The 13,555-nt window shown below is 76.5% G+C and carries 14 protein-coding genes; 9 read left to right on the top strand and 5 right to left on the bottom strand.

Translation table 11 applies throughout. The annotated features are described in order from the left end of the window. Positions 1 to 22: 22 nt before the first annotated feature. Positions 23 to 748 (bottom strand): GAF and ANTAR domain-containing protein, encoded by a 726-nt coding sequence (locus tag CP969_RS05100; protein WP_016827618.1) that lies wholly within the window; start codon positions 746 to 748, stop codon positions 23 to 25. Positions 749 to 870: 122 nt separating this feature from the next. Here CP969_RS05100 and CP969_RS05095 point away from each other — a divergent pair, with 122 nt between their 5' ends. The 8 genes from CP969_RS05095 (at position 871) to CP969_RS05060 (ending at position 7,136) form a co-directional block, all read left to right on the top strand. After that, entirely contained in the window at positions 871 to 1,044 is a 174-nt protein-coding gene (locus CP969_RS05095; RefSeq protein WP_016827619.1) for a CsbD family protein, read from the top strand. A gap of 193 nt (positions 1,045 to 1,237) precedes the next feature. Beyond that, on the top strand, positions 1,238 to 2,053 hold the full coding sequence (locus CP969_RS05090; RefSeq protein WP_016827620.1) for a restriction endonuclease: 816 nt from the start codon (positions 1,238 to 1,240) through the stop codon (positions 2,051 to 2,053). 40 nt (positions 2,054 to 2,093) lie between these two features. Further along, entirely contained in the window at positions 2,094 to 2,360 is a 267-nt protein-coding gene (locus tag CP969_RS05085) for a hypothetical protein (RefSeq protein ID WP_016827621.1), read from the top strand. Positions 2,361 to 2,496: 136 nt separating this feature from the next. After that, entirely contained in the window at positions 2,497 to 3,369 is an 873-nt protein-coding gene (locus CP969_RS05080) for an oxygenase MpaB family protein (RefSeq protein ID WP_016827622.1), read from the top strand. Between the two features lie 122 nt (positions 3,370 to 3,491). Then, entirely contained in the window at positions 3,492 to 3,998 is a 507-nt protein-coding gene (locus CP969_RS05075; RefSeq protein ID WP_016827623.1) for an SRPBCC family protein, read from the top strand. Then, positions 3,991 to 5,640: a phytoene desaturase family protein gene (locus CP969_RS05070; protein ID WP_150474894.1), complete on the top strand. Its 1,650-nt coding sequence runs from the start codon at positions 3,991 to 3,993 to the stop codon at positions 5,638 to 5,640. The genes CP969_RS05075 and CP969_RS05070 overlap by 8 nt, the downstream gene beginning before the upstream one ends. Before the next feature lie 101 nt (positions 5,641 to 5,741). Beyond that, positions 5,742 to 6,236: a hypothetical protein gene (locus CP969_RS05065; RefSeq protein WP_004992092.1), complete on the top strand. Its 495-nt coding sequence runs from the start codon at positions 5,742 to 5,744 to the stop codon at positions 6,234 to 6,236. A gap of 18 nt (positions 6,237 to 6,254) precedes the next feature. Then, positions 6,255 to 7,136, top strand: a complete 882-nt coding sequence (locus CP969_RS05060; RefSeq protein ID WP_026085411.1) for an SDR family oxidoreductase — start codon at positions 6,255 to 6,257, stop codon at positions 7,134 to 7,136. 32 nt (positions 7,137 to 7,168) lie between these two features. Here CP969_RS05060 and CP969_RS05055 read toward each other — a convergent pair whose 3' ends face one another. The 4 genes from CP969_RS05055 to CP969_RS05040 are packed head-to-tail and all read right to left on the bottom strand — an operon-like array spanning position 7,169 to position 12,106. Further along, a complete protein-coding gene (locus tag CP969_RS05055) occupies positions 7,169 to 8,182 on the bottom strand; it encodes a DUF5914 domain-containing protein (RefSeq protein WP_016827626.1) in 1,014 nt (337 codons plus the stop codon). Further along, entirely contained in the window at positions 8,179 to 9,192 is a 1,014-nt protein-coding gene (locus CP969_RS05050; RefSeq protein ID WP_016827627.1) for a phytoene/squalene synthase family protein, read from the bottom strand. Before CP969_RS05050 ends, CP969_RS05055 begins: the two co-directional genes overlap by 4 nt. Beyond that, positions 9,189 to 10,718, bottom strand: a complete 1,530-nt coding sequence (locus CP969_RS05045; protein ID WP_016827628.1) for a phytoene desaturase — start codon at positions 10,716 to 10,718, stop codon at positions 9,189 to 9,191. Before CP969_RS05045 ends, CP969_RS05050 begins: the two co-directional genes overlap by 4 nt. Further along, positions 10,715 to 12,106 carry a polyprenyl synthetase family protein gene (locus CP969_RS05040; protein ID WP_016827629.1) on the bottom strand — a complete coding sequence of 464 codons (1,392 nt, stop codon included), beginning with the start codon at positions 12,104 to 12,106 and terminating at the stop codon, positions 10,715 to 10,717. Before CP969_RS05040 ends, CP969_RS05045 begins: the two co-directional genes overlap by 4 nt. 241 nt (positions 12,107 to 12,347) lie before the next feature. On the opposite strand from CP969_RS05040, the gene CP969_RS05035 reads away from it, so the two are divergent. Beyond that, complete coding sequence (locus tag CP969_RS05035; protein ID WP_016827630.1) at positions 12,348 to 13,547, top strand: lycopene cyclase family protein; 1,200 nt, start codon at positions 12,348 to 12,350, stop codon at positions 13,545 to 13,547. Positions 13,548 to 13,555: the final 8 nt, after the last annotated feature.

Below are 13,555 nucleotides of genomic sequence, written 5' to 3'. Positions count from 1 at the left end.
CCCGTCCGGGCGGGCCGCGCGCTCACCGCTCCGCGCTGCCGGTCTCGCAGACCCGGCGGGCCACGTCGCGCAGCTTGGTGTTCGTGCGCTGGGACTGGGTGCGCAGGATCTCGAAGGCCTGGTCCTCGGTGATGTGGTGGCGCCCCATCAGGATGCCCATCGCCTCGCCGATCATGTGCCGGGTGGCGATGGCCTCCTGCAACTGGGCGTCGTTCAGGGCGCTGGAGAAGGCGACCGCCGCATGGGACGCCAGCAGCCACCCGGCCGTCTCGCTGTCCTCGGTGAACACCCCGGGCTCGTACGCGTACATGTTGAGGGCCCCCAGCTCCTCCTCCCGCGTGTACAGCAGGAACCCCATCATGCTGCCCATCCCCAGCTCCCGGGCGCGGGGCACGTAGCGCGGCCAGCGTTCGGCGGGCCGGGTGAGGTCGGGGATGCGGAAGACCCGTTCGTCGTTGCCGGGCCGGGCCGCCTCGAAGCAGGGCCCCTCCTGCAGGCGCTCCTGGAGACGGTCGCTGTCGATCACGCGCTGATCGGTGGGGGCCAGCGAACTCACCCGGTTCCCCTTGAGGACGAGGATCCCGGCGGCGTCGCAGCCCTCGACGAGTTCCACCGCCGACCCCGTGATCTGCTCCAGGGTGGCGTCGAGCGTCTGCTCGGCCAGGAGATCACGGGCCAGGGAGGCCATCTGCTGAGCGAAGTTCCGCCAGTCCACCGTCCGCCTTCCCATCGACGCGGTCCGGATCATCCTCCCCATCCTGGCACGCCCGTTCCGGCCGCACCCCTCGGTGCCGCAGGTTTGCGAAGCGCGCCGCGGGCCACTCGAACGACGACGGGAAACGCACACGGACATCGTCGGGAGTGAACAGAGTGGCTGAGGACCAGAAGGCCAAGGCGAAGACGGAACAGGCCAAGGGCAAGGCCAAGGAAGCGGCCGGTCGCGTGCTCGGGAACGAGCGGCTCGAGGCCGAGGGCCGGGCCGAGCAGTCCAAGGGCGACGCGCGGCAGGCGAAGGAGAAGACGAAGGACGTCTTCCGGCACTGACGGCTCGTGCGCACGGGCAATGCCCCAGTGATGTCCCCTCCGGGCGGGGCCCCCGCGGCAGCGGGGGCCCCGCCCCCGTGTGCGGCACGCCGGTGAACGGTCCGATCCCGGGCAGACGGCGTGAGTGCGCGTCCCGGGGTCCCGCGACCCCGGGACGCGCTTCGTGCCGACCGCACAGAGAGGAACCACCACGGTGACCATGTCCGAGCGCCGTACGCGTCCGCTGAGCCGCGGGCGCCGCTTCGACCTGCGTGCGACAGCCATGTCCTTCGCCCTGATCGCCGCGGCCCTGATCGCCGCGGGCCTCGCGGTGCGCGCGCTGGCCGGGGTCGTGCAGCGGCGCCCGGTGTGGGGCGTCGTCCTGCTGTGCGTGGCCGTCGCGGCCGTCCTGGCCCACGGGCGCAGACGACGGCGGCTGTCCGCGGCGAGGATCGCCCGCCGGGCCGGCGAGGCCCTGGAGCAGGCCACGACGACGGCACTCGACGCCCTGGACGCGCCCGCGCCCGCGCCAGCCCCGTCCGCCCCGGCCGCCCCCACCGGACCGTACGGGGAGGGCGCCCTTCACACGGCCGACGCGCCCGGCGTCCCCGGTGTCCCCGGTGTCCCCGACTACGACGCCCTGAGCCCCGAGGAGTTCGAGGAGGCGATAGCGGCCCTGTGCGTGCGCGACGGCTGCTCGGACGTGCGGGTCGTCGGCGGAGCCGGTGACCTGGGCGCCGACGTGGTGGGGCTGTCCCCCGGGGGCCACCGCCTGGTCATCCAGTGCAAGCGCTACGGCGACGACAACAAGGTCGGTTCACAGGACCTGCAGCGGTTCGGCGGCACCTGCTTCACCGTCCACGAGGCGGACGTCGCCCTCGTCGTCACCACCAGCGACTTCACCGCACCGGCCCGGGAGTACGCCGAGCAGTGCGGAATCACCTGCGTGGACCGCGGCGGCCTGCTCGCCTGGAGCGCCGACCCGGCACGGCGGCCCTGGGCGGCGGGCACCGGCGGGGCGGACGCGTAGGGCCGGCCGGTTGTCAGTGGGGGATGCCATCCTGCCGGACATGGACGAACTGGAGTTCATGCGCGGCCGGGTCTACGGGGCGGACCACGACGACCCCGGGCCGCGCGACGGGCGAGCGTACGTGGAACTGGTGGGCGGGCCGCTGGACGGCCTCCTGCTGGACGTCACCGACCGCAGCGACACGGAACTGAGACACGGCATCGGCCTGCCCACCGAGATAGGCCGCTACGGCGCGGGCGGGCGCGCGCTCTACGCGCCCCGCGGCACGGACGGCCGGGTGTTCGACTGGCGGGGCGACGTCCCCTGAGCGCACGGGACCGTGCCTCCGGCGGCCGTGACGTGGACGAACCGCCCGCCCTGGGTACCGGACAGGGGACGGGCGGAGGCAGCCGGAGGGCGCCGCGTCGCCCGGTCGCCGCGGACGTGAGGAGGGCGGAGCGGCCATGGGACTCCTGACCGAAGGCGAATCGGCGCTGCGCGGCCGCATCGGCCACGCGATCTTCTCCCGGGTGGCCGGGCCGGACGGCCCCGCCCACCGCGCGCGCATCCACGGCACCCCCGGCCCGCGCTGGTTCGGACCGGAGCGGCCGATCAGGAGGGTGCACGGGGACGCCTCGATGTTCACCGGCGGACTGGCGGCCCTACTGCTCCAGTCGCTGCACCCGCTGGCCATGGCCGCCGTCGCCGGGCACTCCGGCTTCCGCGGCGACCCCTGGGGCCGCCTGCAGCGGACCAGCGCCTTCCTGGCCGTCACCACCTACGGGACCGCCGCGGACGCCCAGCGGGCCGTCGACCGGGTCCGGACCGTCCACGACACGGTGCGCGGCACCACCGCCGACGGCGAGGAGTACCGGGCCGCCGACCCCCGCCTGCTGTGCTGGGTGCACGTCGCGGAGGTCGACTGCTTCCTGCGCGCCCACCAGCGCTACGGCGCCCGCCCCCTGGACGACGAGGGCTGCGACGGGTACGTCGCCGACATGGCGCGCGTCGCCACCGCGCTCGGCGTGCCCGACCCGCCGGTCGACCGCGCCGGACTCGCCGAGCGGCTGACCGCCTACCGCGCCGAGCTGCGCGCGACCCCCGAGGCGCGCGGCACGGCCCGCTTCCTGCTGTTCCACCCGCCCGTTCCGCTCCTCGCCCGGCTGCCGTACGGGGTCCTCGCCGCCAACGCCGTGTCCCTGCTGCCGACCTGGGCCTCCCGCGCGCTGTGGCTGCCCCGGGTGCCCCCGGCCGAGGGCGTGTGCGTCCGCCCGCTGGGCACCGCCGTCACCGCGACCATCCGCTGGGCCCTGACCCCGCCCCGCGACCCGGCGTGACACCGGCCCCGCACCGCCGCCCGCACCTCCTGACGCCGCCGCTGCTTGACACGTCCCACAAGGGGCACTCAGAGCTGACCGGCACCGGGTGCCGGAGTCGCCGTCGGACACGGGAGGACTAAGTGGCGGTCCGTAACCATCTGATCAGAACGAGCCCGCAGACCGTCTGGTCCGTCCTCGAGGACGGCAGCCGCTACGCGCAGTGGGTGGTGGGCACCTCCTCGTCGGAGCCGGTGCGGGGGCAGTGGCCGCAGGTCGGCTCGGCGATCCGGTACGAGGTGCGCTTCGGCCCCCTGTCCCTGACCAACGAGACGGTCGTCCGGCGCTGCGAGACGGGCAAGGACCTGGAGCTCGAGGCCAAGGCCGGTGCGCTCGGCTCGGCCCGCATCGCCATCGAGGTCAAGCCCTGGGGCGACCACTGCCTGGTGGTCGTGGACGAGCACCCCCTGCGGGGAGTGGGCGGCCTGATGCACAACATGGCGGTGGAGGCCCTGCTCCAGGTCCGCCACCGCGCCATGCTCGCCCGGCTGGCGAAGCTCTGCGAGGCCGAGGCCGTGGAGGAGGAGCGGCGCCGCCCCCTGGGCCGGGTCGTGCCGCCGACGCCCGGTGGGGGAGGGGCCCGTGCCTGACGCCGTGGTGATCGGGGCCGGCCCCAACGGGCTGGTCGCGGCGAACCTGCTGGCCGACGCCGGCTGGAGCGTTCAGGTGCTGGAGGAACAGCCCGACCCCGGCGGCGCGGTACGCCACGACCGGGGCGTCGACCCCGGCTTCGTCAGCGACCTGTGCAGCTCCTTCTACCCGCTCGCCGCCGCCTCCCCGGTCGTCGCCGGGCTGGGCCTGGAGGACCACGGACTGCGCTGGAGCCACGCCCCGCACGTCCTCGCCCACCCGCTGAGCGACGGCAGGTGCGCGGTGCTCGACCGCAGCGTCGACGTCACCGCCGACTCCCTGGAGGCCTTCGCGCCGGGCGACGGAGCCGCCTGGCGCCGGCTGCACGACGTGTGGCAGCGCCTGCGCCCGGACCTCCTGGACGCCCTGTTCACCCCGTTCCCGCCGGTCCGCTCCACCGCCCGGCTGGCCGTCCGGCTGCGCGGCACGGGCGGACTGCGCATGGCACGCACCCTGGTGCTGCCCGTGCGCCGCCTGGGGAAGGAGGAGTTCCGGGGGGAGGGCGGCGGGCTGCTGCTGGCCGGCAACGCGCTCCACGCCGACCTGGCACCGGAGGCCGCGGGCAGCGGCGGTTTCGGCTGGCTGATGTCGATGCTCGGCCAGACCTACGGCTTCCCCGTCCCGGCCGGCGGCTCCGGCGCCCTCACCGATGCCCTGGTGCGCCGGCTGAGGGCGCGCGGCGGCGAGCTGCGCTGCGGGCAGCGGGTGGACCGGGTCGTCGTGCGCGACGGCCGGGCCGTGGGAGTGCGCACGGCCGGCGGGGAGACGGTCGCGGCCGGGCGCGCGGTGCTCGCGGACGTGGCCGCGCCCGCCCTGTACGGCGAACTCGTCGAGCCCGGGCACCTTCCCGCCCAGTTGCTGTCCGACCTGCGGCGCTTCCAGTGGGACTTCGCCACCTTCAAGGTGGACTGGGCGCTCGACGGCCCGGTGCCCTGGCAGTGCGAGCAGGCCGCGGGCGCCGGCACGGTCCACCTCGCGGACGGCATCGACGAGCTCACCCGCTTCGCGGCCCAGCTGGCCATGGGCCGGATCCCCGACCGCCCCTTCTCCCTGTTCGGCCAGATGACGACCTCGGACCCGACCCGCTCTCCCGAGGGCACCGAGTCCGCGTGGGCCTACACCCACGTGCCCCACGACGTCGCCGGCGACGCGGGCGACGAGGGGCTCACCGGAGCCTGGGACGCCAAGGAGCAGGAGATCATGGCCGACCGCGTCGAGCGTCAGGTCGAACGCTTCGCGCCCGGTTTCCGGGCCCGGATCCGGGCCCGGCGCATCCTCGCCCCACCGACGCTCCAGTCCCTCGACCGGAACCTGGTCCGCGGCGCCATCAACGGCGGCACCGCGGCCCTCCACCAGCAGCTGTTCTTCCGTCCGGCCCCCGGCACCGGGCGCCCGGAGACACCCGTGAAGGGCCTGTACCTGGCCTCCGCCGGCGCCCACCCGGGCGGCGGCGTCCACGGCGCGCCGGGCGCCAACGCCGCGCGTGCCGCGCTGCGCCGGCACCGGGCCCCGGGCGTGGTCCGGGCGCAGCGGCTGCTGGCCCGCCGCGACCGCACCGGCCGCAGGACGCCGGGCCCGGCCGACCGGACCGGCGGCGGATGACCGGCGCACCGGGGCGGACGGCCGTCGCACGGACCACCGGCCGGGACGCACCCGCCGACGGGTGCGGGACCACACCACCGACCACAGGCGGAGACGAGACGATGACCCGACACGACGACGGCCCCGACCACGCCCACCGGCGCCCCGAGGGCGTCAGCGACGAGACGGTGGAGGCACTCGGATCGCTGTCGAAGGCGCTGGAGACCACCGAGCGCGCCCGGGGCCACCTCTACAGCTTCCACCAGCTCACCGGCACCGCCGACCTGGAACTGGACCGGGCGGTCGAACTGCTGCACAAGGCCGGGCACCCGGACTGGGCCGAGACGGTGCGCACCCAGGTGCTGGGCCGCAACGTGATCCCCGGCCACTGGACGTTCCAGATCGTCGAGGCCTACGACGCCACGTACTACCAGCCGTTCAGGGAACTCGAACGGGCCGCCGTCGAGGAACTGGCCGAGGGCCGGGACCACCTCTACGAGGCCGAGATGAAGGAGGCCCGCCGCACCGTCGGCCACCCCGACCACACCGCCCGCCCCGAGACCGCCCCGGAGACCGGGACCCGCGCCGAGGAGCGCGACCGCCCCGACCGGGACTGACCCCGAAGGGAACGGCCGATGAAGGACAGCCCACTTCGCCGTCGCACCGTCGTGGTGACCGGCGCCGCACGCGGCGTCGGAGCGGCCCTGGCCCGCGACCTGTCCCGGCGCGGCGCCCGGCTGGCGCTGCTCGGCCACGAGCGGGAGCGCCTGGAGGCGGTGGCGGACGACCTGCCCACGGCGGCCCTCGCCCACGAGGTCGACGTCACCGACGAGGCCGCCCTGGCCCGGGCCGCCGAGCTGGTCCGGACCCGTCTGGGCACCCCCTGCGCCGTCGTGGCCAACGCGGGGGTCGCCGAGGGCGGCCCGTTCGCCACCTCCGACCCCGTCCAGTGGCGGCGCGTCATCGACGTCAACCTGACCGGCAGCGCGGCGACGGCCCGCGCCTTCCTGCCGGACCTGCTGGCGACGAAGGGCTACTACCTCCAGGTCGCCTCGCTGGCCTCGATCGGCGCCGCGCCGATGATGAGCGCCTACTGCGCCTCCAAGGCGGGCGTGGAGGCGTTCGCCCACTCCCTGCGCGCCGAAGTCGCGCACCACGGCGTGGCCGTGGGCATCGGCTACCTGAACTGGACCGACACCGACATGATCCGCGACGCGGACCGCTACCCGGTCCTGCGGGAGCTGCGCGGCCACATGCCGCCGCCGGCCCGGCGTGTGTACCCGGTGGACGAGGTCGCCGCCCGGCTCGGAGCGGCCGTGGAACGCCGGAGCACGGCCGTGTACGTGCCCCGGTGGCTGCGCCTGGCGCAGGCGGGACGGGCCGCGCTGCCGCCCGTCGTGCTGCGGGTGGCCCGCCGTGAGCTGCCCCGCCTGGAGGCCGTGGACCCCCTGCGGTACACCGGGCCCCTGGGCGCCGGAGGGGAGGCCGACCGGGCGTCCGCCCGCGGGGACGCCTGACCGCGGACGGGCGCCCGCGGCGCCCGCGCCGGTCAGCCCGGGAAACGCCCCGTGGAGCGCAGCGCCCAGCGCCGTTCGGCGTAGGCCAGGTCGTCGCGCCACAGCCGTCCGGCCGCGGCCCGTACCAGCGGACGCAGCAGCGGAGCCGCACCCCGCGCGACGGCGAACCCCGGACGCTCGGAGGCCGCCACCACCGCCTCGACGACCGCCGTGCGAGGCCGCCCCCGGTCGTCCCGCCCCAGGGGAGTGGCGTGCGTCTCGACGACGGAACCCACCCCCTCGCCCTCGGTGATGTGCATGACGACCGTGCGCGGTTCCGGCGCGGTGAACACCGCCCGCACCGGCACCACCAGCCGTCCCGCGACCTTGAAGGACACGTCCACGGTGAAGGCGTCCCCGTCCGTGTCCGGACCGCCCGGCGAACCGACCACCGTGAGGTCGACGAACGTGTAGGGGTGGAACCAGGCCCCGTGCCAGGGGTCCAGGCGGTTGGCCACCACGTCCTCGGGTTCGCAGGTCCCCACCCCGGTGTACACGGACGACAGGGCCCGCGCCGGAGCGGGGCGCCGCGGCACGACCGGAGCGTCCAGCGGCGCCTCGCCGCCCACCGCGTCCAGCCGCACCCACACCAGGACGCCGTCGTCGTGCGCCGGGAACGGCTCCCAGCCCGCGAAGGAGCCGCCGTCCAGGGCGAGTCCGTGCCAGTGGCACACCAGGGTGCCGCAGCGCACGGGACTGTCCCGCAGGGGCGCCCCCAGGTGGGGGCAGACGCCGGGCCCGGCGACCGCACGGCCGCCGGCGTCCCGCCAGACCACCACCTCCTGCCCCGCCACGGTGCGCGCCAGCGGGCGGTCGCCGCGCAGGGCGCGGGAGGCCCCCACGACGTACCAGTTGCCCGACGGGCGCGCCTGGGCCCGCTTCAGCGCCGCGGCGATCACGGCGGGCCGTGCCGCGCGCCAGGTGGGGCGCTGCCGCTCCCACGGCACCGCGCGCCTGCGCAGGGACAGGGGCAGGCGCCTGCGCCCGCCCGTGGATCCGGTGGTCACGCGACCTCCTCGGGAACCGGCAGGTACGGCCCGTCGCAGGGGACGAGCCGGGGGACGTCCGGGCGCCGCCCGGCGCCGCGGGTGCGCAGCCGGGCGGCGACCACCCGGACCAGCCCGTCGGCGGCGACCGCGGCACGCCGCCGGCGGGGGACCACCGCACGGCGGTGGACCACCGCGTACCCGTCCCGGGCCACGGCGTCCAGGATGCCGCCGTACAGCACGAACGCGGTGCGGATGCAGGGGCGGGAGACCGGGTCGAGCATCCCGAGTCCGGGCGCCGCCTCCCGGTACACGCCCCGCGTCAGCGCCTCGAACTCCTTCAGCGCCGCGGTGATCCGCCGGTCGCGGCGCCCGGTGTCCCGGCTCCACTGCAGCAGCGGCCGGCCGGCGCCGTGCGCGGCGAGCAGGTCCGCGGGCAGGTACACGCGTCCCCGGTCCAGGTCCTCGCCCACGTCGCGCAGGAAGTTGGTCAGCTGGAAGGCCACCCCGAGGGCGGCCGCGTGCGGCGCGGCCTCCTCGCGCGGCACGACCGTGCCCAGGACCGGCAGCATCTGCAGCCCGATCACCGCCGCGGAACCGTGCATGTACCGGCGCAGGTCCGCGTAGGTGGCGTAGTCGGTGACCACCAGGTCGGAGCGCATGGCGGCCATGAAGTCGGCGAAGTGGCCGGGGTCGATGCCGTACCGGCGCGCCGTGTCGGCGAGGGCGCGCACCACCGGCTCGCCGCTGCCGCCGTCCCGCAGGCCCTCGTCCAGTTCCCGCTGGAGCGCGGACAGCTCGGCGTCGCGGCGCGCGGCGCCGGCCCCGGTGCCGAGCGCGTCGACGATGTCGTCGGCCCAGCGGGCGAAGCCGTACAGGGCGTGCACGGCCGGCCGGCGCTCGACGGGCAGGAGCCGGGTGGCGAGGAAGTACGTCCTGCCGTGCCGGGCGTTGAGCCGGCGGCACCGGTCGTAGGCCTCGCGCAGCACCGGATCGGTGACGCCCGCCGCGTCGAGTTCCCGAGCGGTCATACGGGGGCCTCCTGGGTACGGGTGGGTGAGGTACGGGGGCGTTTCGGCCCGCCGGTGATCCGCGCCGCGGCCAGCTTCCCGGACAGCAGCACGGTCGGCACCCCGACGCCGGGGGTGGTGCCGCAGCCGGCCAGGACGGCGTTCTCGGTGCCGCGGACCAGGTTGCGGGGCCGGAACGGACCCGTCTGGGCGAAGGTGTGGGCCGCCGAGAACGGCGTGCCGGCGGCGTGTCCCCGGTCGTGCCAGGTGGCGGGGGTGACCAGGCACTCCGTCTCGATCGCGGAGGCGATGCCGTCCAGGCCGCGCCGCTGGAGCTCGCGCAGCAGCCCGTCCCGGTAGCGGGGGGCGAGGTCGGCCCACTCGGCGGCGCCCGGCCCGACGGCGGTGTTGGGGCACGGGGCGAGGACGTAGTGCAGATGGCGGCCCGGCGGGGCGAGGGACGGGTCGGTGGCGGTGGGCCGGGTGACGAGCAGCGACGGGTCGCTCATCAGCCGGCCGGTGCGGGTGAGCTCGTCGAAGGTGGCGTGCCAGGCCGCGCCGAAGGAGAGGGTGTGGTGCGCCAGGTCCGGCCAGGTCCGGTCGGTGCCCAGGTGCAGCACGACCGCGGACGGGGAGTGCCGCAGCCGCACCGGACGCCGTGGCGCGCGGCCGAGCAGCCGGTAGGCGACGGGCAGGTCGGGGGTGAGGACGACCGCGTCGCAGGGGACGCGGCCCCGGTCGGTGACGACGGCGGTGATCCGTCCGCCGGAGCGCTCCAGCCGGGTCACCTCGTGGTCGAACCGCAGTTCGGCGCCCGCGTCGGCGGCGGCGTCCGCCATGGCCCGCGGCAGCGCGTGCATCCCGCCCCGCGGGAAGTACACGCCGGCGACGGTGTCCATGTAGGCGATGACGGCGTACGCGGCCAGGGCCCGGGCCGGCGGGACGCCCGCGTAGAGGGCCTGGAAGGAGAAGACGCGGCGCAGTCGCTCGTCCCGCAGGAACCGTCCGATGCGCGCGTCCAGCCGCCCGAACCCGCCGAGCGCCGCCAGCCGTGCGAGGTCGGCGTTCAGCAGGCCCAGGGGGGAGTCGAAGTTGGCGTCGATGAAGCGGCGCATCTGGGCGCGGTGGAGCCGTTCCAGCCAGCCGCGCAGCCGCAGGTAGCCCGCGGCCTCGGCGGCCCCGGCGAAGCGCTCGACCTCGGTGGCCATCGCCTCGGCACCGGTGTGCACGTCGAGGGCGCTCCCGTCGGCGAAACGGGCCCGGTAGGCCGGGTGCAGCGGGATCAGGTCCACGCGCTCGCGCAGGCTGTCGCCGACGGCGGCGAACGGCTCGTCGGCCAGGTCGGGCATGGTCAGCACGGTGGGGCCGGTGTCGATCCGGTAGCCGTCCAGCTCCATGCGGCCCGCGTGCCCTCCGGGCAGCGGGTCCCGTTCCACGACGGTGACGCGGCGGCCCGCGCCCAGCAGGTGCAGGGCGGCCGACAGCCCGGCCAGCCCGGCCCCCACGACGACCACGTGATCGGTGCGGCCCGGCACGGTGCGGGTCATCGGCCGGCCTCCCCGGCCCCGTCGGCGGGCGGCGGGACGGGCACGGCCGGGTCCGGCTCCGTGCCGTGGGGGTCGTGCGGGTCGTGCGGATCATGGAGGTCGTGCGGGTCGTGGGGGCGGGCGTCCCGCGGGGGCGCCGCCCCGTCCGCCGCGGAGGCCAGCAGCCGCCGCAGCCGCCGACCGCCCTCCGGATCGAGGAGGGCGCCGTCGGCGTGCCGCAGCCCCTGGGCCACCAGGCGGCCGATCCTCCCCTCGACCGTGCTGCGGGCACCGGTGCGCGTCAGGACCTCCCGCACCTCCTCCAGATCGGCCGGGGTGAGCGTGCCGCGGCCGAGCGAGCGGTCCAGCACCTCCAGGCCGCGGCGGTCGCCGGCGGCCTCGGCCCGCGCACGGGCGAGGGCGACGAGATACGTCGGCTTCCCCTCGCGGATGTCCCCGCCCGCCGGTTTGCCGGTGTGCCGCGGATCGCCGAACACGTCGTCGAGGTCGTCGCGGAGCTGGAAGGCCAGACCGGCGCAGCGGCCGGCCGAGCCCAGCGCCTCCCGCGTGGCGTCGTCCGCGTCCGCGAGGGCGGCGCCGAGCGCGATCGGCCGTTCCACGGAGTACAGGGCGCTCTTGAGGCAGGCGGCGTGCAGCGCGCGCGGCAGGGAGCGCGAGCCGGTGGCCTGCCCGTGCACGTCCAGGTACTGGCCGGCCACCATCTCCGTGCGCATGTCGGCCCACAGACGGCGCACCGCCCGCGCGCTCCGGGGCGCGAGGGGGGTCTCGGCCAGGAGGTCGTCCGCCCAGGCGAGCGCCAGGTCCCCGGCGAGGATCGCCGCCGCGCCGCCGAGGCGCTCGGCACGTGCCGACGGCGCCGCGCCGCCGTACTGGGCGGCGACGTCGACATGGAGGGCGGGCCGCGCGCGGCGCAGCGTCGAGCCGTCCATCACGTCGTCGTGGACGAGCGCACAGGTCTGCAGGAGCTCGAGCGCCGCACCGATCCGCAGGGCCGCCGCGACCGATGGGCCGTCACCGCCGCCGCAGGCGCGCAGCGCCCACCAGACGAAACGCGGACGGACGCGCTTGCCACCCGTCCGGGTGAAGCGCGCGACCCGTTCGGCCAGGTCGTCGCCGAACAGCGGGTCCACGGCCCGCGCACGGGCGACCCGGTCGGCCAGCACGTGGTCGAGCACGCGGCCGACCGCGGCGGACACGTCCCGGTCCACGGCGCGCGCGTCGCCGGTCCCCGCCGGCAGCAGGGCCTGCGCCGTCTCCGCCGGCCCGTCGGACCCCTCACCCGGCACGTCGTCGGGCCGCCGCCGGCCGGCGGGCGTCGACCGGGGGACCGGGCGCGCGACGAGCAGCGGTCCCTCCACGGGGTGGTCCTTCGCCTGTGTACGGCACATCCCGGTTCCTCTCGTCCTGACCACAGATCGCTCCGTCACCCCGTCCTTCCGCCCGCACGCCGCACGTGGATGCGGGGCGGGCCGGAAAACCGGGCCGGCAGCCGGCACATGCCTTCCCCGTGTGCCCCGCCGCCTCACCGGGCCCCGTCCGTCACACGTCCGAGTGACCCGCATCCGAACGGGCACACAGGCAGGAATGCTGACCGGGTGGGTGTGATCCGAGGAGCGGGAGGAGAGAGCCGTGGTGCTGGAGACGGAGGTGGCCATCGTCGGGGCGGGAGCCGCCGGACTGTCCCTGGCCCACCGCCTGTCGCGGCCCGTCCCGGGGACGCGCACGCCGTCGGTCGTCCTGGTGGACGCCCCGCCCGGCCCGATGCGCCCGCCGCGCCGGACGTGGTGCTTCTGGGAGGCCGGCGCGGGCCGTTTCGACGCCGCGCTCACGACGGCCTGGCGGCACCTGAGGGTGCGTCCCCCCTCGGGCGCGGCGGTCGAGGGGGACATCGCCCCGCTGCGCTACAAGATGATCCGGTCCGACGACTTCGAGCACCTGGTCGCGCACGACCTGGCCGCGAGCAGGGCCGTACGGCGCCTGGAGGCGACCGTCGGGGCGGTGGAGGACGTCCGCGGAGGAGCCCACGTCCACCTCCGGGACGCCGACGGCCGGCCGGGCGTCCTGCGCGCCCGCTGGGTCTTCGACTCCCGCCCCCCGGGCAGCCTGCCCGCCGCCCGCACCACGCTCCTGCAGCACTTCCACGGCTGGTTCGTCCGCACCGCCCGCCCGGTCTTCGACCCCCGCACCGCGGAACTGATGGACTTCCGCACCCCCCAGCCCGCCGAGGGCCTGTCCTTCGGCTACCTCCTGCCCGTGAGCCGCCGCGAGGCGCTGGTGGAGTACACGGAGTTCTCCCCGCGCCCCCTCTCGGCGGGCGACTACGGGACGGCGGTGCGGCAGTACGCCGAGGAGGTGCTCCGTCTCGGTGAACTCCAGGTGCTGTCCACCGAGACGGGTGTCATCCCGATGACGGACGCCCCGATGCCCCGGCAGGTCGGCGCGTCGGTCTTCCGCATCGGTGCCGCGGGCGGAGCCACCCGTCCCTCGACCGGTTACACCTTCGCCGGGATCCAGCGGCAGACGGGTGCCGTCGCCGCCGCCCTGCGCCGGGGCCGCCGCCCGGTGCCGCCCCCCGCGCACTCGGCCCGCTCCCGGGCCATGGACGCCGTCCTGCTGCGTGCCCTGGACAGCGGCCGGGCCGACGGTCCCGCGCTCTTCTCCCACCTGTTCGCCCGCGTGCCCATGCGGGACCTCCTGCTCTTCCTCGACGGCCGCACCCGGCTCCACGAGGACCTCGCCGTCGGCCTGCGCACCCCCGTCGGCCCGATGCTCCGCTCGGCGCTGGAGCTGCCCCGTCTGCCCCGCCGCCCGTTCGACCAGGACCCCTGACCCGGGGA

Source organism: Streptomyces viridosporus T7A (assembly GCF_008704515.1).
Taxonomy (GTDB): Bacteria; Actinomycetota; Actinomycetes; order Streptomycetales; family Streptomycetaceae; genus Streptomyces; species Streptomyces viridosporus.
This window is presented reverse-complemented; position numbering and strand designations above follow the sequence as displayed.